Genomic DNA, 21,294 nt, shown 5'->3' with positions numbered 1-21,294 from the left:
AAGTGCTCACCGAGTGACCACTTTCCAAAACTGCGAAAATCCAGGCTCAGGTGACGCCGGGACGCGCGAGGCCGGTCTCGTAGGCGAGCACCACGGCCTGCACGCGATCACGCAGATCGAGCTTGGACAGAATCCGCCCGACGTGCGTCTTCACCGTCGCTTCGGACAGGAACAGCGTCTCGGCGATCTCCAGGTTGGAGAGGCCCTTCGCGATCAGCACGAGCACCTCGCGCTCCCGTTCGGTGAGGACGTCGAGTTCGGCCACGTCCCGCATCGGCTTCCCGCCGCCGCCGACGAACCGGTCGAGCAGCCGCCTGGTCACCGAAGGCGAGACCACGGCGTCGCCCGAAGCGACCGCCCGCAGCGCCGACACCAGGTGATCCGGCTGGGTGTCCTTCAGCAGGAACCCGCTCGCCCCGCCCTGCAACGCCGAATAGACGTACTCGTCCAGGTCGAACGTCGTCATCACGAGCACCCGCGCCGTCCCGGCCTCGACGATCCGTTTCGTCGCTTCGACCCCGTCCAGCACCGGCATCCGGACGTCCATCAGTACCACGTCCGGCCGCAGCTCCTCGGCGAGGCGGATGGCCTGCGCCCCGTCCCCCGCCTCGCCGACGACATCGATGTCGACCTGCGCGCCCAGGACCATCCGGAACCCGACGCGCATCAATTCCTGGTCGTCGACGACCACCACCCGTATCACGTCGCCAACCTAACCGGGAGCCTCGCGTGCACCTGCCACCCTCCACCGGGAGCGGGGCCGACCTCCAGCGTGCCGCCGAAGACGTTCGCCCGTTCCTTCATGCCGATCAATCCGTTCCCGCCGGGGACGGTGAGTCTCCGCGGCCCCGAGGGCGCGCCGTGCGACCCCGTCTTCGTCGCGGTGGGGAGCAGCTGTTTCGCGCGGCCCGCGCCGTCGTCGGTGACCCGGACGTCGATCACGTCGGCCTCCCGGCGCACCAGCACCTCCGCCTGCGCGCCCTGTCCGGCGTGTTTCAGCGTGTTCGTCAGTGATTCCTGGACGATCCGGTACACGCCGAGCGAGACACCGGCGGGCAGGCCGGCCAGCACGTCCGAGCCGATCGCCAGCGTCACCGGCACCCCGGCCTGGCGGATCCGGTCCGCGAGGTCGGTCAGCGCGCTGGCGTCCGGCTGCGGCACCCGCGGCTCGTCGTCGCCGTCACTGCGGAGCACGTCCAGCAGCCGCCGCAGCTCGGCGAGCGCGCCGCGGCCGGTCTCCGAAATCGTCCGCAAGGCCCGTTTCGCCATCTCGGGATTCCCGTCGACCGCGTAGGACGCGCCGTCGGCCTGCACGACCATCACGCTCACCGCGTGCGCGACGACGTCGTGCAGCTCACGGGCGATCCGTCCGCGTTCCTCGCCGACGGCGATCCTGGTCGCCTGGTCCCGTTCCGTTTCCAGCAGATGCAACCTGGCTTCCACCTCCTCGTGATAGGCGCGCCTCGCGCCGGCGAACTCGCCGAGCGTCCAGCACAGTGCGCTGGAGAAGATGCCGATGATCGCCAGCACCCACACGTCCTCCGGCGGGTCGACCCAAAGCTGGACACCCGAGGTGACCAGCGTCGCCACCAGGTACAACAGGCCCTGTTTGCGCCCGACGTAGACGAGCACCGAGTAGATGCTGATCATCACCGCGAACGCGCTGGCCGCGCCCAGCTCCAGCGCTCCGTGCGGGATGCCGATCAGCAGCACCAGGTACGCCGACCACAGCGTCGCCTTCCGCCGGAAGACCAGCGGGACGACCATCGCGATGTTCAGCGGCACCGCCACGTACCAGGGCGGCATCGACGGCACTTCCGGCGTCTCGACGGCGGCCACGAACAGCAGCAGGTCGGTCAGCAGCAGGACGACGGCGATGGAACTGTCGCCCGCCATGGGGTGGGCACGCATCCAGAGGCTCAACCGTCGCACCTGGCAACACTATGTCGGCCGGTGCCGTTCGCGCGTCGGCCGCCGGTAGCACCTTCGGTGCGACCCGAGGATGAGCGGCATGGCACGATTCTCCTCGGCAGGCTCGACGACGTGGAGGGGCAGGGCGCCGTGACGTCACCTTCGGAACAGGGACGGCTCGCCGGTCCGCTGTCGATGTCGGTGGCCAACCTCTGCCATCGCCTGCAACCGCAGGTCTCCGCGCGGACCGCCGCCGGTTTCGCCGAGGTGTTGCGCAGGCTGGGCGGACCGTTGCAGGTCGCCGTCGCCGGCCGGATCAAGTCGGGTAAGTCCACCCTGGTCAACGCCCTCATCGGGCGCCGGGTCGCGCCGACCGACGTCGGCGAGTGCACCCGGCTGGTGACCCGGTTCCAGTACGGCACCGTCGACCGGGTCGAGATCGTCTTCCGCGACGGCCGCAAACAGGTGTTGCCCTTCTCCGCCGACGGGATGATCCCGGCCGAACCGGGCATCGACATCGACCAGGTCTCGCATATCGAGGCGTACCTCACCAACGCGGTCCTGCAGGGCATGACCGTCATCGACACCCCCGGCCTCGGGTCGCTCGACGCCGCTTCGGTGTCGCGGACCGAGGAGCTGCTGGGCGCGGCGAAGCACCGCAAGCCCGAAGACACCGAAGAGGACGAAGAAGGCTCCGACGAGCTGGACGACACCTCGCGCAACGCCGTCGCGGGTGCCGAGGCCGTGCTTTACGTGGTCACGCAGGGCGTCCGCGCCGACGACCAGCAGGCGTTGGCCGCGTTCACCGCCGCGACCGCGAGCCGCGAGGCGGGTCCGGTCAACGCGATCGCGGTGCTCAACAAGGCGGACACCATCGCGCCGGAGTCGGTCGAAGGCTCGGGCGGCGACGTGTGGAAGGCCGCCACGCTCCTGTCGGAGAAGCAGGCCGCGACGCTGAAGCCCCGCGTCGCGGACGTGCTGCCGGTGATCGGGCTGATCGCGGAGTCGGCCGAGTCCGGCGGCTTCACCTCCCCTGACGCCGAAGCGTTGCGCCGGCTGGCCGAGATGGACGACGACATCCTCGAGACCATGCTGATCTCGGCGGACATCTTCACCAGCTGGGAATGCGACGTCGCGGCGGGCATCCGGCTGCGACTGCTGGAGAAGCTGGACCTGTTCGGTGTCCGGTACGCCGTCGAGGCGATCCGCGAGGAGCCCGACATCACCGCGGGTTCGCTGCGGCGGAAGCTGCTCGACGCCTCCGGGCTCGAAGCCGTCCGCCAGCGGCTGAGCATCGTCTTCGCCGCCCGCGCCGACGGAATCAAGGCCGCCGCCGCGCTGGCGTCGGTCACCGCGCTGGCCCACGCCTCCGGCGACCCGGCCGAACGGCAGCGTGTGCACGACGCGATCGAGGTCCTGCTCGCCAAGCCCGAGGCACACCAGCTCCGGTTGCTCGAAGCGCTCACGCTGGTCGCTTCCGGCGCGGTCGACATGCCCGAGGACCTGTCCGAGGAGGTCCTGCGGGTCGGCAGCAACGCCGACATCGGCGCCCAGCTCGGCAAGCCGGGTGCTCCGCGCGCCGAACTGGCGGCCCACGCCCTGGAACGCGCCGGTTGGTGGCGCTCCTTCGCGTCCTTCGGCGCGACGCCCGCGCAGAGCCGCGTCGCGCACGTCGTGCACCGGGCGTACTTCCTCATCTGGCAGCAGATCCGCGACTGACCATCCCCGCAATTAGTCACCTACTTGCCCGGATCGCACGCGTGCGATCCGGGCAAGCACGCGGGCAAGTAGGTGACCAATTGCGGGGGTCGGTTTGATAAACCGAGCGCTCGGTCTAATAATGAGCGCATGGAAACGATCGTCGACGAGCCTCAGTGGCTGCGCACGGCCTCCTGGCTCGGCTGTCCGCTGGCGGGCGCCGCGCTCGGCTGGTTCCTCCAGTCGATTTCCGGCTGGGTGGCGTCCCTGAGCTGGGTCCCGTTCAAGGGCCCCTTCCAGCTCGTCTCTGACCTGCCGCGGCCGTGGGGCATGGTCACCGGAATCGGCGTCGGCCTGGTCCTCGGCCTGGTCTTCGCCGCGGTCTGGGCGCACGAGCGGCTGATCGTCAAGGTGACGCCGAACCGCATCACGCTGACCACCAAGGGCCGCAGCCGTGCCTACGAAGCCCGGCTCGAGGCCGTCTTCCTCGACGGCAAGGAGCTGGTCCTGCTCGCCGCCGACGGCCGGGAACTGGTGCGGCAGAAGGGCGACGTCGACCGCAAGGCCGTCGCCAAGGCCTTCGTCGACCACGGCTACCCGTGGCAGGACGAGCCGCCGGCGGTGAAATGAGGACGGTCGACCCGGCCAAGCACGAGGCGAAACGCCGCGCCATCCTCGACGCCGCCGCGTGGTGTTTCTCGGCGAAGGGCTTCGAGAAGACCACGACGGCGGAGATCTGCCGCGCCGCGGGGATCAGCACCGGCAGCCTGTTCCACTACTTCCCGAACAAGCGCGCGGTGTTCGTCGGCATCTTCGAGCAGGACGGCGACGAGACCGCGGCCCTGCTCGCGGCGGCCGGGGCGATCGAGGATCCCTGGGACGCGATCGTCCACGTCGTCGCGCAAGTGTCGGAGCAGCTCCTGCAGCCTCTCGCGGCCAAACTCGTCCTCGAGGTCGCCGCGCAGTGTTCCCGCGACGCCGAGCTGGCGGAACTCGTCCAGGGCAACGATCGCACCCTCCGTGACGGGCTCACCGATCTCGTGACGCGGGCGGCGGAAGCGGGCCGGATCGATCCCGGCCTCGACCCGCGGACGGTGGCGAGCTGGCTCGTCGCGTTGGTCGACGCGCCCCTTTCACGCGTGATTCTGGAGCCGGACCTCGATCCGGAGGCGGAACTCGCGGTGATGAACGAGCTGGTCACCAGATTCCTTCGTCCCGTTCTGCCGATTTCGCCCCCGGCCGACGGTCCGGTGGCCGACACTGGTGAAATCTTCCCGGGCTGACCAGCAGGTCCGGGACACCAGTTACGGGGGTCGATTCGGGTGGGTGCTTGGCTGCGCAAGAAGGCGGTCGACGAGGTGGACCCGGACGAGGTGCCGACCGGTCAGATCTCGGCGGCGATCATCGCCGAAGCAGATGGCGCTCCTTCGCCGTCCAAGGGAACCGTGGCCGTCGAAGCCGCGTCGAAGACCGATGTGGAGTCCACGACCACGGGTCCGGCCGACCTCGAACAGGCTCTCGCCGATCGGCAGGCGCTGATCCAGCTCTGCCTGTACGCCCTCGATCGCGCCCGCAGCGGCGGCGTCGTCGAGCGGCTGGAACACGGTCTCGCCGGGATCGGTGTCCGTGCGCTGCGCCCGGACGGTGAGCGGTTCGACCCCGCCGTGCACGAGGCGGGCGGCGCGGTCGCGACCGGGGATCCGGCACTCGAAGGGCTCGTCGCGGAGACCGAGGTCGTCGGGTTCGCCGATCACGACCGGGTCCTGCGCGCGCCGATCGTCATCGTCTACGCGAAGAAGGCCCAGTGACCGCTCCGAGCGCGGCGGCCAACCTGCCGGCGGTCGTGAAGAGCACGCGTGAGCAACTGCTCGCCGTCGTCCGCGAAGCCGATCCTCAGGCGGCGAAATGGGTCGAGGACATCCGGAAGGCGCGGCCGAAGAAGCCGTCGGTCGTGGTGGTCGGCGAGACCAACCGCGGCAAGAGCTCGCTTGTGAACGCGCTCCTGTCCATGCCGGGACTGTCCCCTGTGGACGCCGACGTCGCCACGGCGACGTACCTCGTCTTCGAGCACGCCGAGCAGTGGTCCGCGCAGGCCTGCTATCCGGGCCAGCTGGCCCCGGTGCCGATCGACCTCAACCACCTGATCCACTGGGTCTCGGCCGCGCACGAACTGCCGGAAGGGCAGCTCCCGCCGCGATACGTCGAGGTCTCCGGTCCGGTCCCGCTGCTCGAACGGGTGTCCATCGTGGATACACCGGGTGTCGGCGGGCTCGATTCGATGCACGGCGAGCTGGCGAAGGAGGCCGCCGCGGGCGCCACCGCGCTGCTGTTCGTCATCGACGCCTCTTCGCCGTTCACGGCGCAGGAACTGCACTTCCTGCAGGCGATGGGCGAGCGCGTCGAAACCGTGCTGTTCGCGCTGACCAAGACCGACCAGTTCCGCGGCTGGCGCGAGGTGCTCGAAGCCGACCGCCGGCTGCTCGCCGAGCACGCTCCCCGGTTCGCCGACGCGGTGTTCCATCCGGTGTCCGCGCGGATGTTCGAGACGGCGGCCAAGGCCCCGAACGAGCAGATGGCCATGATGCTGCGGGAAAAGGCAGGCATCGGCGCGTTGCAGGGCGCGTTGCAGGAGATGCTGGTCGGCCGCTCGGCGATGCTCGGCGAGGCCAACACCCTGCGCGCGCTGTCGAGCGCGCTCGGTGAGCTCAAGGCGAAGTCGCAGGCGGAAAGCCGTGCGTTGTCCGCCGGTGAGGCGGAGGCGGAACAGCTGCGCCGGCGCCGCGACGACCTGACCACCGAACGGCGCTCGTCGACGCGGGGCTGGCAGTTGAAACTGCGCGCGGAGATCCAGCGGACCCGCGTCGAGGTCGGGCATGAGACCAGCAGGCAGATGCGCGACGCGTCGACGCATTTCCGGCAGCAGATCGACGGCGCGAAACGGGACGCCCTCGCCGCGCTGCCGCAGCAGGTCGACATCGCGTTGCAGACGACGTCGCAGCGGATCTCCATGCTGCTCTCCCAGCGGCTCAACCAGGTCACCAACGTCGCGCTTTCGGAGCTGTTCTCGGCCGAGGAGCTCGACATCATCCGCGGCCAGTTCGCCAGGGCGGGCGGCCCGCCGGTCGTACTGCGCCCGCCGGACAAGAAACCGCCGACGGCCGAGGACAAACTGCTCATCTTCATGGGTGTTTCCGGCGGTCTCGGCGCCGGGAAGGTCGCCGCGCTGCCGCTGGCGGGCGTCGCGATCCTGAACCCGGTGATCCTGCCGGCCACGATCATCATCGGCCTCGGCGCGGGCTGGTGGATGGCGCGCACCCGCAAACACGCCTCGGACAAGCAGCACCTGAAACAGTGGCTGGTCGAGGCGATCGCGGACGCGCGTTCCACCTTGGACCAGCTCGTCGCGGAGCAGCTGATCGAGGCCGAACAGCAGCTGTCGATGGCGCTCGACGAAGCCCTCGGCCGCCGCATCGACGCGATCGAGGCGGAGCTGAAGGAAGTCGACAAGACGATCAAGATGGGCGCGCAGGAACGGGCGAAGAAGATCTCGGTCGTCGCGAAGCGCCTGAAGGACGTCTCGGACGGTCGCGATCGCGTCGAGGCACTGCTCGGTCGCATCCGGTCACTGCGCGACGCCTGACCAGGGTGGTCCTGTTGTGGACCGGAACCGAACCGGCCTACGGTGAGTCATAAGCTTCGACACACCAGCAGGTCAACGAGGGGGTTATCCCATGTGGGTCGACGAGAGCGGCGGCACGGACGCCGAGGCGGGCTCCACGGAGGCGGTCACGGTCCACGTTGACGGCGAGGAGTACCAGGCCGAGCTCAACTACGACCTCGACAAGGACGGCGTCAACGACGCCGCGGTCATCCAGCACGAAGACGGCACCGGCCAGGCGTTCGTCGACACCGACGGCGACGGCGAGGCCGACCAGTACGCGGTGCTGGACGAGAACGGCAAGGTCGTCCAGGAAGCCGTCTACGACGAGGCGTCCGGTGCCTGGGTCGAGGCCGGTGGCGGTAGCGACGACGGTGGTTCCGACGCGGGCACCAGCGGCACCATGCACGCCGACATGCCCAACGGCGACGTCGAGATCGGCCCGCCGACGATCGACACCGACGGTGACGGGACCCCCGACACCGCCGTCGTCCAGACGGAGGACGGCCGCACCATCGCCTTCACCGACAAGGACGGCGACGGCAACGCCGACATCGCGGTGGAGACCGACGCTTCCGGCAACTCCAAGACTTACGAGCACACCGGTCCCGGCCAGTGGACCGAGGTCGGCAGCGGCGTGGTCAACAACGACATCGGAGCGGCCTTCGCGAGCACTCCGGCAGCCGTCCAGGACGACCCGGCGGGTGACGCGGCGTGGGGTGGAGCAGGCACCGAAACACTCGAGGGCGTGGCGAAGATCGATTCTTCGACCGGCCAGTGGATCAGCCTCAACTGAATCCAGAAATGGTTTAAACCACTGGCAGAATGGTCTAGGCCATTTCACGGCTGAATTCGTGTAATTCTGGTCACAGAACAGCCCGGTACGAGACCTCGTGCCGGGCTTTCCCCTGTCCGATTCGCCCCGTCACCACGCCGTCGAGTACCGGAAGAATTTCCGCAGCTGGCCCATTCCGGTGATACTGAATCGATTCCCTTATCGTTCTTGTGAGAGAACCGACAGGTCAGCTCTCGGTTACCTGCCGGTCATCCGGCTACTCTCGGGGAATCCCAAAACCCGCACACCGGCCTTCCCGCCGGTGTGCGAAGCCATTCGGTCGCCGGCATCGAAGCCCGCATCGGAACAGCGTCGTTCCCGGTGTGGGCTTCTGCCGTCGGAAGTCAGGAGTAGAGATGACCGCAGTCGCCATCCCCGGACTGGAAAATGCGCCGACGACGCACAGTGGCGTGCTGTCCTGGGTCCGGGAGGTCGCCGAACTGACCACTCCGGACCGCGTGGTGTGGGTCGACGGGTCCGACGAAGAAGCCGCGCGCATCAACGCCGAGCTGGTCTCCGCCGGCACGTTCGTGCAGCTCGACGCGAAGCCCGACTCGTACTGGGCCGCTTCCGACCCGAATGACGTCGCCCGCGTCGAAGAGCGCACCTTCATCTGTTCGGAGGACGAGGCCGACGCCGGTCCCACCAACAACTGGATGAACCCGGCCGAGATGAAGGCCACGATGACCGAGCTGTACCGCGGCTGCATGCGCGGTCGCACGATGTACGTCATCCCCTTCTGCATGGGCCCCCTCGGCGCCGACGACCCCAAGCTCGGCATCGAAATCACCGACTTCGCCTACGTCGTCGCCTCCATGCGCGTGATGACCCGCGCCGGCAAGGCCGCGCTGGACAAGTTCGTCACCGAGGACGGCACCGAGCGCGAGTTCGTCCCCGCGCTGCACTCCGTCGGCGCGCCGCTGGAGCCGGGTCAGGAAGACGTCTCCTGGCCGTGCAACACCACCAAGTACATCTCGCACTTCCCCGAGACCCGCGAGATCTGGAGCTACGGCTCCGGCTACGGCGGCAACTCGCTGCTGGGCAAGAAGTGCTACTCGCTGCGCATCGGCTCGGTCATCGCCCGCGACGAGGGCTGGCTGGCCGAGCACATGCTGATCCTCAAGCTGATCTCCCCCGAGGACAAGGTCCACTACGTCGCGGCGGCGTTCCCGAGCGCCTGCGGCAAGACCAACCTCGCCATGCTGCAGCCGACCATCCCCGGCTGGCGCGCCGAGACCCTCGGTGACGACATCGCGTGGATGCGCTTCGGCGAGGACGGCCGCCTGTACGCGGTGAACCCCGAGTTCGGCTTCTTCGGTGTCGCGCCGGGCACCGACTGGCACACCAACCCCAACGCGATGCGCACCATCGAAGCGGGCAACACGGTCTACACGAACGTCGCGCTCACCGACGACGGCGACGTCTGGTGGGAGGGCATGGGTGAAAAGCCCGCGCACGCCACCTCCTGGAAGAAGCAGGACTGGACGCCGGAGTCGGAAGAGAAGGCCGCGCACCCGAACTCGCGCTACTGCACGCCGATGTCGCAGTGCCCGATCCTCGCCCCCGAGTGGGACGACCCGCAGGGCGTGCCGATCTCGGCGATCCTGTTCGGTGGCCGCCGCAAGACCACGGTGCCGCTGGTGAACGAGGCCCGCGACTGGCAGCACGGCGTGTTCATGGGCGCCACCATGTCGTCGGAGACCACCGCGGCCGCCGCCGGCGCGGTCGGCAACGTGCGCCGCGACCCGATGGCCATGCTGCCGTTCCTCGGCTACCACGCCGGTGACTACTTCAAGCACTGGCTGGACCTTGGCAAGAACGCCGACGCGGACAAGCTGCCGAAGATCTTCTACGTCAACTGGTTCCGCCGCGGCGACGACGGCCGCTTCCTGTGGCCGGGATTCGGCGAGAACTCACGCGTCCTGAAGTGGGTCATCGACCGCGTCGAGGGCAAGGGCAACGCGAAGGAGACCCCGGTCGGCCTCGTGCCGAACGCCGAGGATCTCGAGACCGAGGGCCTCAAGGAGCCGCTGGCCGACATCCAGGCCGCGCTCGACGTCTCCGCCGACGAGTGGCGCCAGGAACTGCCGCTCATCGAGGAGTGGTTCGAGAAGATCGGCGACAAGGTCCCGGCTTCGCTGCGTGACGAGCTGGACGCGCTCAAGCAGCGTCTCGGCTGATCGCCTGTCCGGTGAGAAGGCCTCATCCTCGGAGTCATTCCCGAGGATGAGGCCTTCTTCTTGCGCGCTCGGTACCGTGGTCGCATGGTCAAATTCGGCGTCAACATGGTCGTCCCGGAGACCCGAGCGGCGTGGGTCGCCAAATGCCGCAAGGCCGAAGACCTCGGGTTCGACGTGATCGGCGCGGCGGACCACCTCGGTATGGCGCCGCCCTTCCCGGCGCTCGTACTCGCCGCCGAGGTGACGAGCCGCCCCAGGCTCAACACCTTCGTCGTCAACACGGCCTTCTACAACCCGGTGCTGCTCGCCCGCGACGTCACCGGCACCGACCAGTTCACCGAGGGCAGGCTGGAGCTCGGCCTGGGGGCGGGTTACGTGAAGGCCGAATTCGAAGCGGCGGGAATGGAGTTCCCCCGCGCCGGAAAGCGCGTCGACCACCTCGAGAACACCATCAAAGAACTCAACCGGCTCTATGCCGACGAAAAGCACAAGCCTGCCACGGTGCAGAAACCGGGGCCGCCGCTGATGATCGCCGGTCGCGGCGACAGGCTGCTCACTCTCGCCGCCGAACACGCCGACATCATCGGGTTCACCGGCACGGCCGCCGTTCCCGACGGAGGAGCACTCGCCGTCGACGACGCCGCCGGAATCGAGGAGCGGGTGCACTTCGTCCGCGGAAAACTGCAGGGCCGTGCCGTCGAATTGAACATCCTCTCGCATTTCGTGGCCGTGGTCGAAGATCGGCGAAAGGGTTTGGAGAGCCTGCGAGAGCTGCTCGAAGGCAAGCTCACCGTCGAACAGCTCGCCGAGCTGCCGACGGCGCTGGTCGGCACGCACGAGCAGATCGCCGACCAGATCCTGGCGCATCGCGAGCGGTTCGGCTTCACCTATTTCACCGTGCTGGAGCACAACATGGACGCGCTCGCACCGGTGATCGAGTCGTTGCGCGCCACATGATCGACGTACGCGGGCTCGGCGTCCAGGCCGGGGAGCACTGGTTGTTCGACGGCCTCGATTTCGAGGTCGATGCGGGTGAATGCGCGGTCGTCTTCGGCCCCAACGGGGCAGGGAAATCGACCCTGTTGCGCTGTCTGTACGGAACGCAGACCCCGCAGCGGGGGCGCGTCGTCGTCGCGGGCGGAAAACCCGATGAACGCGATGTTTCCTTTCGCCGCAAGGTTTCCGTGTTGTTCGACGATTCCGATTTCTTCGCCGAGCTGACCCCGCACCAGCATCTCGAACTGCTGGAGGGCTCGTTCGGTGCCGGCCTCGGCGATTTCGACGCGTTGCTGGCGGACGCGGGCCTCTCCGACCGCGCGAAAGTCACCGCGGGCAGGTTCTCCGCCGGGCAACGCCGTCGTCTGCTGCTGCTCGGCGCGACCGCGCGGCCGCACGAGGTCCTGCTGCTCGACGAGCCCGAACGGGCGCTCGACGTCGCCGGGAAGGAATGGCTGACGTCGTTGATCAAACGTTCGACCGACGCCGGGGCGGCCGTCGTCGTGGCCACGCATCATCCCCCGCTGCTCGAAGCGGCCGACTCCACCCTCGAGCTCTGGTGATGCCTTCTCGGCGAAAAGGAGTACCTCGAAGGTGGTGACCACGAAAGCCCCCGCGCACGTTCCGGGACGACAGCGCTTCGGCGGGCTGTTCACCGGCGACTATCAGAGCTTCCTGGCGTTGTTCGGTTTCGGCGCGCTGTTCACCGCCTTCCAGAACCTGCCGAGACTCCACCATTTCCTTTTTGGACAGTACGATGTGGACTTCTCGGCGGTCTTCGGCCTGCTGGTGGTGTTGTGCGCGATGTTCTGGCGCAGCCTGCTTCGCCGCGGCTTCGTCTGGGCCGAGCCCGCGACGCTGACCTGGATGGATTTCGCCCGCGTCGACAGGCGCCGTGTCGTCGTGAAGCGGATGTGGACGCTCTGGTCCGGGCTGGTCGTCGTGGTCGGCTACACCGGGGCGTTGGTCACCGCGATCGGTGGCGGAGCGAAGGACGTGTGGATCGCGATGTCGGCGTTGACCACCTCCGGTGCCGTCCTGGCCGCCGTCACCGTGCGGCGGACGGCGATCCGCGGGGAAACGGCGGGTCCGGTGGTGCTCGCGCTGGCCGGTCTGGCGACGGCGGCCGCGGGCCTGGGCCCGATCGCGATCGAGGTGCTGGCCGGTGCGCTGTTCGTGGTGGCGGTGGCGGTGGCCTTCGGCGGTGAGCCGATGTCCGGGGTCGGGCGCCAGGAACTCGTCGACGGCTGGAACGCGCGGCTTCTGCGGGCGATGGCCGCGGTCTTCATGGACCCCATGCTGCTGATTCCGGAATCGAAGCCGGTGCCGTGGCTGACGCTGCGGCGGCCGGCGACACTGCGGCTCGCGTGGGCGGGCGTGCTCGGCCGGAAGCGCTACGCGGCGGCCGGTGTGGTGATCGCCTGCCTGGTCGGGCTAGGGCACCTGGCCTTCCCGGCCGTGCCGGCGGTGCCGCTGTTCGCGCTCGGCGCGTATGCGGCGCTCGTGCCGTTCGTCGGCGGGCTCGGCGAACTGTGGCGCAATCCCGGCCGCAGGCGATGGCTCGGCGCGTCCGATGGGGAGTTGCGGCTGGTCAACGGCCTGGTGCTCGCCCTGCTCGGCCTCGGCTGGGGAGCGCTGCTCGGCCTGGTGACGCTGACACTGGGGGTGACCCCGGCCTGGCCGGGGTGGCTCGCGATCCCGCTCGCCGTGGCCGCCGCGCTACGGACGGCGACCCGGCCACCGATGAACTACGACGTCGGCGGCGGCGCCGCCGGATTCCAGGCCCTGCGAGGCTTGGACGTGCTGGCCGTCGGCGCCGTCTTGCTCAGCGTGCTCGCCTGAGGTCACCCGTCCCCGCGTCCGGACCATCCGGATACTCCGAACGCGGGTTACCCTCGATGCGACGAAAGGAGCACGAGTGGGCGACGGGCACGCACCGGGAAAGGGGCGGCGGGCGACCAGCGAGTTCCCCGCGGGCTGGACCGAAGAGCAGATCATCGCGGTCGTCAAGGACGTCGCGAACGATCCGAGCGAACCCCGCGTCAGATTGCACAACGGCCGCTGGCGATGCGCCGGCGAGCGCTACGGCGTGCATCTGATCGTGCTGGTCGAGGACAGCGGCGACGTCAAAACGGGCTATCCGGTGGCGGGCCCCGGCGTGGTCCGCAATCCCGACACCGCCGCCGATCCGGCGAACCCGACCGTCGCCGACCTTTCCGCCGGCCGCATCAGTTTCTTCGGCGAGCGCCTGCTCGACCAGATCGCCGACCGGCTCACGCCGGACGTCCTGGCGTTCTACCGCACGCTGCACTGGTCGGGCGAGTGGGAAGAACTGGCCGACGTCCTCGTCGCGCACGCGATGAAGGAGAACCTGCGGCTGGGCGTGGACGAGTACGCCACGCTGGAAAGCTTGTTGAGCAGCTTCGCCTTGCCGATCGACGGCTTCCTCTACTTGAACGACCGGGCACACACCCTGGCCGCGCTGCGTCCCTAGCTCGCTTCGGCGACCTCTTCGGTACCGCCCTCGGCCGCCGCTCGCAGCGCGTCCAGCGGCAGCCCGACGGCGTCCGCGATCGCCATCACCGTGAAGAAGGCGGGCGTCGGGATCCGGCCGGTCTCGATCTTGCGGAGCGTCTCCACCGAGATCCCGGCCTCCGCGGCGACCTCGACCATGCTCCGTGACACCGACGCGCGCGCGTCCCGGAGCGCCAGCCCCAGCCGCTCGCCGCGTTCGCGTTCCTCGTCCGTCAACGGCACTCGCACCATGGGGCCAATACTAATACCGGACCAGCCGGTTTCGAGCGGGGATCGTGCGTCCAGGCCCGAACTCGCGAGATCCGGCGCGGATGCCGCGTCATGAAGTACATGAAGGCCCCCATCCTTGCGCCTAGGTACAGGAAGGGGGCCTTCATGTACTGGGGAAGGCGTGCAGGGAGAGTACGCGTTCGCTGAAGGTGATCAGAGTCGTCCCCGCCGAGTTACCCCCAGCCTGTGGACAACTCTGTGCACAGGTCCGTGGACCGGCCGAAGAAAGGGCCCCGCCGAGCCGAAGCTCGACGGGGCCACAATCCCTGGTGGCTTCAGGCGCCCGCGGGCACCGGAAGTGGGAGTCCGGGGAGGCTCTGGTCGTTCGGCACCTTGCCGTCGACGAGGAAGTCCTCCACGACCTTGTCCACACCCGCGTTGCCGCCGGCGTAGATACCGTGGTCGCCTTCACCGGTCACCGTGATCATCCGCGAACCGGCGAACGCGCGGTGCGCACGGGTCGCACCCTCGATCGGGGTCGCGGGGTCGTTCACCGACTGGACGATCAGCACCGGCGGGACGCCGCGGCCGTCGAGCTTCGGCAGGTCGACCGGCTTGTTCTTCCAGAAGATGCACGGCTGGATCAGCCAGCCGGCGCCGAGCAGCGGCAGATCGCGGTCGATCAGCTTCTGCGACTGGCGGATGACGCTCTGCCGGTTGCCGGTCCATTTGCCCTCGTTGCAGGGGATGGTCCAGAAGCTGGCGTTGTAGGAGTCGCCGTCGGTCGGGACGAACAGCGGCTGCGGGCCGATGACACCGTCACCGTCCACCGTCTCCGCCTTGACCTTCTGCGCGGCCGCGGCCTTCTGCTGCTGCGACGCGGTGCCCTCGGTCAGCGTCTTCAGGTTGACCAGGTAGTCGGCCAGCGCCGGGAAGTTGCGCTTCGAGTAGAGGTACGACGCGATGGTCGAGTCGAGGGCGTTGGCCGAAACCGGGACGCCGTCCACCTCCACCGGGTTCTGCGTCAGCGCGAAGCGGACCTTCTCGTAGGTCTGGCGAGCGGCTTCACCGGTCTTGCCGAAGCCGTAGACCTTGTCGTACTTGCCGATCCACGGCAGGAAGTCCTGACGCCAGCGGCGCTCGAAGCCGAGCGGCTGCCCGTCGAACGAGTTCTGCCAGGTGGTGGTGAACTCGGTCGAGGAGTCGAGCAGGAAGCGGCCGGTCCGGGTGGGGAACTGCTGCGCGTAGTGCGCGCCCATCCAGGTGCCCGCCGAGTAACCGACCCAGTTGATCTTGTCGCGGCCCAGGAGGACGCGCAGCAGGTCGATGTCGCGGATGGTCTGGGCGGTGTTGATGAGCGGGCCCAGCTCGCCGGACTTCACCTGGCAGGAGTCCGCCGCGTACTTGGTGGCGTCCAGGATCAGGTTGAGGTTCGCCCGGCTGCGGTCGCGCGGGTCCAGGTCGGAGCCGGTGCCGATCGCGTTGCCGCAGGTGATGTTGGTGCTCTTGCCGGTGCCGCGCGGGTCGAGACCGATGATCTCCTGGTTCGCGCGCAGCTTCGTCTGGTTACGCAGGCGGGCCGGGAAGTTACGGCCCGGAGCGCCGGGGCCGCCCGGGTTCGTGATCACGCTGGCGGTCGCCTTGCCACCGGTGGCGGCGAGGCGGCTGACGGCGATCGTCAGGTCGATGGCCTCGTTCGTCTTGTACCAGTTGCGCGGCGCGCGGTAGGTCGCGCACTCGATGTTCTCGGCCCCCGGAGGCGGCGCGGACGGCAGCTCGCTGCCGGTGCACCGGTGCCAGTCCAGCTTCTGGTCCGCGTACTTCGCCGGAATGTTGGTGGAGTTCAGCGGCTGCTGCCGAGCAGCCTCCGGTCCTGCGAACGCAGGCGTGAACCCGGCCAGCATGGTGCCGGCGACAGCCGGGATCACCACCGCATAGCGGAGTTTCTTCATCCGATGCCCCTTTGATCTTGCGTGCGAAGTTCCTGTTCGCGACTTGCGGCTATTGATATCCGGCGGGGAGCGGCCAGACAACCGCCCTTCGTCGTATGCGGCGTCGCTGATCAAATCGATATCGGGCACATGTGACCCGGGCGGGGGAGAGGTCTTAGGGTCATCGGGACCATCCGGGGGTACGGGAAGCGTTAGGTGAGGTCCGATGGCGTCAGGTAAGGCAGACGGGAAAGTGAGGGGCTTTCAGTTCAGCCCCTGGAACCTCCTGTTGATCATCCCGTTGCTGGTGCTGCTCACGTCCTTGTTCAATTCGGACGGCCCGCGGGTGTTCGGGATGCCGTTCTTCTACTGGTTCCAATTCGTGTTCGTGGCCGTCGGCGTCCTGTGCACCTGGATCGTCTACGTGCTGACCAAGGACAAGCCGACCAGTCGGCGTCCCGACCGGCTGTCCGTGGACGAGCTCGACGAGGGGGACGCCAAGTGAGCAACATCCAATGGCCAGAGCTGATCATCTTCACGATCCTCTTCGCGGTGGTCACCGTGCTCGGCTTCGTCGCTTCGCGCTGGAAGGCCGGCAACACCCTCGACCACCTGGACGAATGGGGCCTGGGCGGCCGCAAGTTCGGTTCGTGGATCACCTGGTTCCTGCTCGGCGGCGACCTCTACACGGCGTACACGTTCGTCGCCGTCCCCGCGCTGATGTTCAGCGCCGGCGCGATGGGCATGTTCGCGTTGCCGTACACGATCATCGTCTATCCGATCGTCTTGATGCCGGCGTTGCGCATGTGGTCGGTCTCGCGCGTCCGCGGCTACGTCACCCCCGCCGACTTCGTCCGCGGCCGCTTCGGTTCGCCGACGCTGGCGCTGCTGATCGCCGTCACCGGCATCATCGCGACGATGCCGTACATCGCGCTGCAGCTCGTCGGCCTCGAAGCGGTGCTGCGGACCATGGGCATCAACGGCTCCGGCATCGTCGGCCACCTGCCGCTGCTGGTCGCCTTCATCATCCTGGCGGTCTACACCTACCAGTCCGGCCTTCGCGCACCCGCGCTGATCGCGTTCGTCAAGGACATCCTGATCTACCTCGTGATCATCGTGGCGATCATCTACCTGCCCTCGAAGCTCGGCGGCTGGTCGGCGATCTTCGACGCGGCCGACGCCAAGTTCGACAAGACGCCGTCCCCGGCGGACGGCATCCTGCTCAACGCGAACAACCAGTTGCAGTACGCCACGCTGGCGCTCGGTTCGGCGCTCGCGCTGTTCCTGTACCCGCATTCGCTCACCAGCGTGCTCGCTTCGCGTGGCCGCAGCGTGATCAAGCGGAACATGGTCGCGCTGCCGGCGTACTCGCTGGTACTGGGCCTGCTGGCGCTGCTCGGCTACGTCGCGATCAGCGCTTCGGTCTCGCCCATCACCAACAACGCCACCGGCAAACCGGACACGAACACCGTCGTTCCGGTGCTGTTCGACTCGCAGTTCTCGTCGTGGTTCGCCGGGATCGCGTTCGCCGCGATCGGCATCGGCGCGCTGGTGCCCGCGGCGATCATGTCGATCGCGGCGGCCAACCTGTGGACCCGCAACATCTACAAGGAGTACATCAAGAAGGACGCGACGCCGGGCCAGGAGGCGAAGCAGGCCAAGCTCGCTTCGCTGATCGTGAAGTTCGGGGCGGTGGCGTTCATCCTGTTCATCGACCCGCAGTTCTCCATCGACCTGCAGCTCATCGGCGGCGTGCTGATCCTGCAGACGCTGCCGGCGGTCGCGATCTCGCTCTACACCCGGTGGTTCCACCGCTGGGGCCTGATCGCCGGCTGGGTGGTCGGCATCGGCTGGGGCCTGGTCATGCTCTACGACATCCCCAACGCGGCGACCGGCAAGGCGCACTTCGGTGGTTCGGCGCTGAAGCTCGGCGACCTGTCGATCTTCGGCTGGCACCCGCTCAGCGGCTCGCAGCTGCAGATCTACGTCGGTTTCGTGGCGCTGCTCGCGAACCTGCTGATCGCCGTGATCTTCACGGTGATCGCGCGGCAGCTGAAGGTCTTCAACGGCACGGACGACACCGAGGCCGAGGACTACCACGCCGACGAGCACGACAAGGATCTCCGCGAAATCGGCGTCCACTGAGACAGCCGTGAGAAGGGGCCGCGTCCTGCCGGGACGCGGCCTTTTCGGTGCGGCGTCCGCGACGAGACAGAGCACGAGGCCGTTCGGTCACGCGTGTCGTCCGTCGGATCACGTGCCGTCCACTCGGTCACGCGAACTGCCGTCTTGGGGACATGAGCCGATCTGTTCAGGGGGTCGCGGAGCAGGCCGCCAACCGCCGGGTGAGGAAGCGGCGTCGCGGCTGCGAGCAGGGCAACGCGAGCGCTCGCCGGTAGTGCTCGGCGGCACGGGCGGGATCTCCCGCACGGAGCCACAGCGCGCCGAGGACGGCGGGCAGCAGGGGGTAGTCCGGCAGGTCGGCCTCGACGGCTTCGAGTTCGGCGATCCCGGCGGCGGCACCGTCCACCATGGACAGCGCGATCGCGCGGTTCAGCCGTGCCACCGGCGACGGGCGCAGGGCCAGCAGGTCGTCGTACAGTCCGACGATCCGGCGCCAGCCGGGCGGCTGCGCCGTGCCGTGGCACAGCGCGATCGCCGCCTCGACGTGGTACGCCGACATCTCCGGCCCGGTGCACGCCCGCCCGAACAGCCGCGTTCCCTCGGTGATCATCGCGTGGTCCCAGCGGTCACGGTCCTGCTCGTCGAGCAGCAGCAGATCACCGTGCCCGTCGACCCGCGCGGGCAGCCTGCTCGCCTGCACCAGCATCAGCGCCACCAATGCCCGCACCCTCGGCAGATCCGTTTTCGGCTCGGCCAGCAGCAGCCGTCCCAGCCGGATCGCCTCACCGCACAGTTCGCCGCGCACCGCGGCCTCTCCGGTCGTCGCGTCGTAACCTTCGTTGAACAGCAGGTACAGCACGGCCAGCACACTGTCCACTCTGGACTCCAGTGCGTCCGGCCCCGGCAGGCTGAGCGGTTTCCCCGACGCCCGCAACCACTTCTTCGCCCGCACGAGCCGCTGCGCCACCGTCGCCGGTTTCGTCAGCAAGGCCGCCGCGATCTCGTTCACCCCGAGCCCGCCGACGGTCTTCAACGTCAACGCCACCTGCGACACCATCGGCAGCGCGGGATGACAGCACAGCAACATCAACACGAGTTCGTCGTCCGTGCGCCGATCGGCTTCGTGACCGTCGAGCTCCACGAGCCGCGGCAGCAGTGTGCGCAGGGTCTGCTCGCGCCGGACGACGTCCATCGCCCGGTTCCGCGCGGCCCGGAACAGCCAGCCCCGCGGATTGTCCGGGATCCCGCCCCGCGGCCAGGTGCGCAGTGCCTGTTCCAGCGCGTCGGCGACGGCTTCTTCGGCGAGGTCCAGCCGTTCGGGGCCCAGCGCCCTGGCCAGCGTGGCGACGATCCGCCCGGCACTGTGCCGGAACAGATGCTCCACCACGCCGGCCGGGCGGCTCATGGCGGCGTCACTCCTCGCAACCACGTTCGCCGACCTTGCGGACTTCGATCGGCCCGAACGCCAGATGCGGATGCGTCGCGAAGATCTTCTCCGCCTCGTCGAGGTCCGCTGCCTCGATCACCTGGTAGCCGCCGACGATCTCGGTGGCCTCGGTGTGCGGCCCGTCGGTCACGCCGACCTCGCCGCCGGAACCACGCAGCACCCGGCCGCTCTTCGACAGCCCGCCGCCGTCGACGAAGCGGCCCTCCTTCGTACGCTCTTCCGCCCAGGCCAAGTAGTTCTCGAGCACGCGTTGTGCTTCGTCAGGGCCGAGCTGGTCGTGCGAGTCCTTCGTGGCACGGATGAAACCGATGTAGTGGGGCATGATGTCCTCCTGGGGATCGATGGTCCCTAGACGAACAAGCGCTCCGCGAATCGACATCGTCCTGACAGGTCAAAACTCCAGCCGCCAGGTCTGGCCGGTCAGCTCGTGACCGAAGCCCTCGATCGTCTCTTCGCTCACCAATCGGAAACCTGCCTTCCGATAGATCGCCCGCGCCGCGTCCAGCAGTGAGACCGTCCAGAGTTCCATCGCCGGGTAGCCGGCCGCCCTCGCGAACTCGACGCATTCGGTGACCAGGCGTTTCCCGACGCCGCGGCCGCGTGCGGCCGGTTCGAGGAGCAGCATCCGCAGCTTCGCGGTGACGCCGTCTTCGGCGGGCATGCAGAAGATGCTGCCGACGCGTTCCCCGTCGAGTTCGGCGATCCAGCCCGCTTGGCGGGGGTCGCCGCGCCTGTCGACGTACTCGGCGACGACGCGGGCCACGAGTGCTTCGAACCGTTCGTCCCAGCCGTACTCGCGAGAGTAGAGGGCGCCGTGGCGGTGGACCACCCAGCCGAAGTCGCCCGGCCGGGGCGGGCGCAGGACCAGCGTGGGATTCGGGGCGCGCTCGCCGACCAGCGAGGTGATCGCGTCCATGGCGCCGAGCAACCGCTCCTGCTCGTCTTCGCCGAACTTGCCGAGCAGCGAGCCGATCCGGCCCACCGACCGTCGGTCGAGGACGGCGAAGGCCTCGCGGCCGTCCTCGGTCAGCCGGACGAGTTGACGGCGGGCGTCCTCGTCGCTGCGTTCGCGGGTGAGGAGACCTCGTTTCTCCAGCCTCGCAAGGAGCCTGCTCGTGTAACCGGCGTCGAGGTCGAGACGTTTGCGCAGGTCGGTGACCTGGGTGAGGTCTTGCTGCGCGAGTTCGAAGAGGATCCTGGCTTCGCTCAGGGAGTATTCGGCGTCGGCCGGACCTTCGTCGAGGACGCCGATCACGCCGGTGTACAGGCGGTTGAAGGCCCGGACGGTCGCGACCCGGTCCGTGGATCGATTCATTCGACCACCTCAACAGATTCGTTGACCAGGTCAAGTGTTACGCCGCGAACCGGTGAAAACAAGAAATCTTTCGAGGTGGACAAAGGAAACCCCCTGATGCTGCCAGGTCGGGGGTCCGCCAGCATCAGGGGGTCGTAGTGGGTATCGACGCCATGTTCCGCGTCGTTACACCTCACACACTATGTGTCGTAGGTCACCTGAATGGACGACACCTACAACGGTTGTGGCCGGATCAGCGCATATGCGTGTGACGCGCCTGGGAGATAGCGATGAGCTCCTGACGAACGGTCGCGGTGGCCGCGGTGTCGATCGCCCGGTTCAGGGCCCGGCGAGTGCGAGCCTCGGCGCGACGGGCACGGAGCTTGGCGGCGATGTTGTTCATCGGTTTGTGTCATCCCCTTGGGAGTAGATCTTGCGTCTTCGTGGCTGTGCTTCTAGTATGCCCCGTTTTCCC

General features: G+C 68.4%; 21 protein-coding genes. 13 read left to right on the top strand and 8 right to left on the bottom strand.

Annotated features, from left to right (window positions below; translation table 11 throughout):
* Positions 1-46: 46 nt before the first annotated feature.
* Both P3102_RS37215 and P3102_RS37210 read right to left on the bottom strand, forming a co-directional pair.
* Positions 47-703: a response regulator transcription factor gene (locus P3102_RS37215; RefSeq protein ID WP_276365331.1), complete on the bottom strand. Its 657-nt coding sequence runs from the start codon at positions 701-703 to the stop codon at positions 47-49.
* Entirely contained in the window at positions 700-1,896 is a 1,197-nt protein-coding gene (locus P3102_RS37210; protein ID WP_276371537.1) for a sensor histidine kinase, read from the bottom strand. The genes P3102_RS37215 and P3102_RS37210 overlap by 4 nt, the downstream gene beginning before the upstream one ends.
* 165 nt (positions 1,897-2,061) lie before the next feature.
* Between P3102_RS37210 and P3102_RS37205 the strand changes: the two genes are divergently transcribed.
* The 11 genes from P3102_RS37205 (at position 2,062) to P3102_RS37155 (ending at position 13,772) form a co-directional block, all read left to right on the top strand.
* A complete protein-coding gene (locus P3102_RS37205) occupies positions 2,062-3,630 on the top strand; it encodes a dynamin family protein (RefSeq protein WP_276371535.1) in 1,569 nt (522 codons plus the stop codon).
* A 129-nt stretch (positions 3,631-3,759) separates the two neighbouring features.
* Positions 3,760-4,239, top strand: a complete 480-nt coding sequence (locus P3102_RS37200) for a hypothetical protein (RefSeq protein ID WP_276365330.1) — start codon at positions 3,760-3,762, stop codon at positions 4,237-4,239.
* A complete protein-coding gene (locus P3102_RS37195) occupies positions 4,236-4,892 on the top strand; it encodes a TetR/AcrR family transcriptional regulator (RefSeq protein WP_276365329.1) in 657 nt (218 codons plus the stop codon). The genes P3102_RS37200 and P3102_RS37195 overlap by 4 nt, the downstream gene beginning before the upstream one ends.
* A gap of 39 nt (positions 4,893-4,931) precedes the next feature.
* The gene (gene grpE, locus P3102_RS37190) at positions 4,932-5,417 is read left to right on the top strand and encodes a nucleotide exchange factor GrpE (protein WP_276365328.1); all 486 of its coding nucleotides are present in this window, start codon (positions 4,932-4,934) and stop codon (positions 5,415-5,417) included.
* Positions 5,414-7,249 carry a dynamin family protein gene (locus P3102_RS37185; RefSeq protein WP_276365327.1) on the top strand — a complete coding sequence of 612 codons (1,836 nt, stop codon included), beginning with the start codon at positions 5,414-5,416 and terminating at the stop codon, positions 7,247-7,249. The genes grpE and P3102_RS37185 overlap by 4 nt, the downstream gene beginning before the upstream one ends.
* Before the next feature lie 91 nt (positions 7,250-7,340).
* On the top strand, positions 7,341-8,063 hold the full coding sequence (locus tag P3102_RS37180) for a DUF6802 family protein (RefSeq protein ID WP_276365326.1): 723 nt from the start codon (positions 7,341-7,343) through the stop codon (positions 8,061-8,063).
* A gap of 395 nt (positions 8,064-8,458) precedes the next feature.
* Positions 8,459-10,282 (top strand): phosphoenolpyruvate carboxykinase (GTP), encoded by a 1,824-nt coding sequence (locus P3102_RS37175; protein WP_276365325.1) that lies wholly within the window; start codon positions 8,459-8,461, stop codon positions 10,280-10,282.
* Positions 10,283-10,366: 84 nt separating this feature from the next.
* A complete protein-coding gene (locus tag P3102_RS37170) occupies positions 10,367-11,239 on the top strand; it encodes an LLM class F420-dependent oxidoreductase (protein WP_276365324.1) in 873 nt (290 codons plus the stop codon).
* Positions 11,236-11,841: an ABC transporter ATP-binding protein gene (locus P3102_RS37165; protein ID WP_276365323.1), complete on the top strand. Its 606-nt coding sequence runs from the start codon at positions 11,236-11,238 to the stop codon at positions 11,839-11,841. The genes P3102_RS37170 and P3102_RS37165 overlap by 4 nt, the downstream gene beginning before the upstream one ends.
* Before the next feature lie 31 nt (positions 11,842-11,872).
* Positions 11,873-13,120, top strand: a complete 1,248-nt coding sequence (locus P3102_RS37160) for a DUF6297 family protein (RefSeq protein WP_276365322.1) — start codon at positions 11,873-11,875, stop codon at positions 13,118-13,120.
* Between the two features lie 76 nt (positions 13,121-13,196).
* A complete protein-coding gene (locus tag P3102_RS37155; protein WP_276365321.1) occupies positions 13,197-13,772 on the top strand; it encodes an EndoU domain-containing protein in 576 nt (191 codons plus the stop codon).
* On the opposite strand, the gene P3102_RS37150 is transcribed toward P3102_RS37155, so the two are convergent.
* Both P3102_RS37150 and P3102_RS37145 read right to left on the bottom strand, forming a co-directional pair.
* Complete coding sequence (locus P3102_RS37150) at positions 13,769-14,044, bottom strand: helix-turn-helix transcriptional regulator (protein WP_276365320.1); 276 nt, start codon at positions 14,042-14,044, stop codon at positions 13,769-13,771. The genes P3102_RS37155 and P3102_RS37150 overlap by 4 nt on opposite strands.
* Before the next feature lie 314 nt (positions 14,045-14,358).
* Positions 14,359-15,975, bottom strand: a complete 1,617-nt coding sequence (locus P3102_RS37145) for an alpha/beta hydrolase (RefSeq protein WP_276365319.1) — start codon at positions 15,973-15,975, stop codon at positions 14,359-14,361.
* Between the two features lie 205 nt (positions 15,976-16,180).
* Here P3102_RS37145 and P3102_RS37140 point away from each other — a divergent pair, with 205 nt between their 5' ends.
* Both P3102_RS37140 and P3102_RS37135 read left to right on the top strand, forming a co-directional pair.
* On the top strand, positions 16,181-16,459 hold the full coding sequence (locus tag P3102_RS37140) for a DUF3311 domain-containing protein (RefSeq protein ID WP_276365318.1): 279 nt from the start codon (positions 16,181-16,183) through the stop codon (positions 16,457-16,459).
* Complete coding sequence (locus P3102_RS37135) at positions 16,456-18,099, top strand: sodium:solute symporter (RefSeq protein WP_276365317.1); 1,644 nt, start codon at positions 16,456-16,458, stop codon at positions 18,097-18,099. The genes P3102_RS37140 and P3102_RS37135 overlap by 4 nt, the downstream gene beginning before the upstream one ends.
* 166 nt (positions 18,100-18,265) lie before the next feature.
* Here the strand turns inward: P3102_RS37135 and P3102_RS37130 are convergent, their stop codons facing one another.
* From P3102_RS37130 to P3102_RS37115, 4 genes are all read right to left on the bottom strand, one after another.
* Positions 18,266-19,483 (bottom strand): DUF6596 domain-containing protein, encoded by a 1,218-nt coding sequence (locus tag P3102_RS37130; protein ID WP_276365316.1) that lies wholly within the window; start codon positions 19,481-19,483, stop codon positions 18,266-18,268.
* A 7-nt stretch (positions 19,484-19,490) separates the two neighbouring features.
* Positions 19,491-19,847, bottom strand: coding sequence for a YciI family protein (locus tag P3102_RS37125; RefSeq protein ID WP_276365315.1), 357 nt, complete (start codon positions 19,845-19,847; stop codon positions 19,491-19,493).
* Between the two features lie 69 nt (positions 19,848-19,916).
* Positions 19,917-20,840 carry a helix-turn-helix domain-containing GNAT family N-acetyltransferase gene (locus P3102_RS37120; RefSeq protein WP_276365314.1) on the bottom strand — a complete coding sequence of 308 codons (924 nt, stop codon included), beginning with the start codon at positions 20,838-20,840 and terminating at the stop codon, positions 19,917-19,919.
* Between the two features lie 232 nt (positions 20,841-21,072).
* Positions 21,073-21,222: a hypothetical protein gene (locus P3102_RS37115; RefSeq protein WP_007032374.1), complete on the bottom strand. Its 150-nt coding sequence runs from the start codon at positions 21,220-21,222 to the stop codon at positions 21,073-21,075.
* Positions 21,223-21,294 lie beyond the last annotated feature (72 nt).

It is taken from the genome of Amycolatopsis sp. QT-25, assembly GCF_029369745.1.
Lineage (GTDB): Bacteria > Actinomycetota > Actinomycetes > Mycobacteriales > Pseudonocardiaceae > Amycolatopsis.
This window is presented reverse-complemented; position numbering and strand designations above follow the sequence as displayed.

What these genes read in the sequence shown, in the direction of transcription:
- P3102_RS37210 (WP_276371537.1), bottom strand. Translation starts at nt 1,896, where the DNA reads ATGGCGGGCGACAGTTCCATCGCCGTCGTCCTGCTGCTGACCGACCTG.
- P3102_RS37200 (WP_276365330.1), top strand. Translation starts at nt 3,760, where the DNA reads ATGGAAACGATCGTCGACGAGCCTCAGTGGCTGCGCACGGCCTCCTGG.
- P3102_RS37195 (WP_276365329.1), top strand. Translation starts at nt 4,236, where the DNA reads ATGAGGACGGTCGACCCGGCCAAGCACGAGGCGAAACGCCGCGCCATC.
- P3102_RS37180 (WP_276365326.1), top strand. Translation starts at nt 7,341, where the DNA reads ATGTGGGTCGACGAGAGCGGCGGCACGGACGCCGAGGCGGGCTCCACG.
- P3102_RS37175 (WP_276365325.1), top strand. Translation starts at nt 8,459, where the DNA reads ATGACCGCAGTCGCCATCCCCGGACTGGAAAATGCGCCGACGACGCAC.
- P3102_RS37170 (WP_276365324.1), top strand. Translation starts at nt 10,367, where the DNA reads ATGGTCAAATTCGGCGTCAACATGGTCGTCCCGGAGACCCGAGCGGCG.
- P3102_RS37165 (WP_276365323.1), top strand. Translation starts at nt 11,236, where the DNA reads ATGATCGACGTACGCGGGCTCGGCGTCCAGGCCGGGGAGCACTGGTTG.
- P3102_RS37150 (WP_276365320.1), bottom strand. Translation starts at nt 14,044, where the DNA reads ATGGTGCGAGTGCCGTTGACGGACGAGGAACGCGAACGCGGCGAGCGG.
- P3102_RS37145 (WP_276365319.1), bottom strand. Translation starts at nt 15,975, where the DNA reads ATGAAGAAACTCCGCTATGCGGTGGTGATCCCGGCTGTCGCCGGCACC.
- P3102_RS37140 (WP_276365318.1), top strand. Translation starts at nt 16,181, where the DNA reads ATGGCGTCAGGTAAGGCAGACGGGAAAGTGAGGGGCTTTCAGTTCAGC.
- P3102_RS37130 (WP_276365316.1), bottom strand. Translation starts at nt 19,483, where the DNA reads ATGAGCCGCCCGGCCGGCGTGGTGGAGCATCTGTTCCGGCACAGTGCC.
- P3102_RS37125 (WP_276365315.1), bottom strand. Translation starts at nt 19,847, where the DNA reads ATGCCCCACTACATCGGTTTCATCCGTGCCACGAAGGACTCGCACGAC.
- P3102_RS37120 (WP_276365314.1), bottom strand. Translation starts at nt 20,840, where the DNA reads ATGAATCGATCCACGGACCGGGTCGCGACCGTCCGGGCCTTCAACCGC.
- P3102_RS37115 (WP_007032374.1), bottom strand. Translation starts at nt 21,222, where the DNA reads ATGAACAACATCGCCGCCAAGCTCCGTGCCCGTCGCGCCGAGGCTCGC.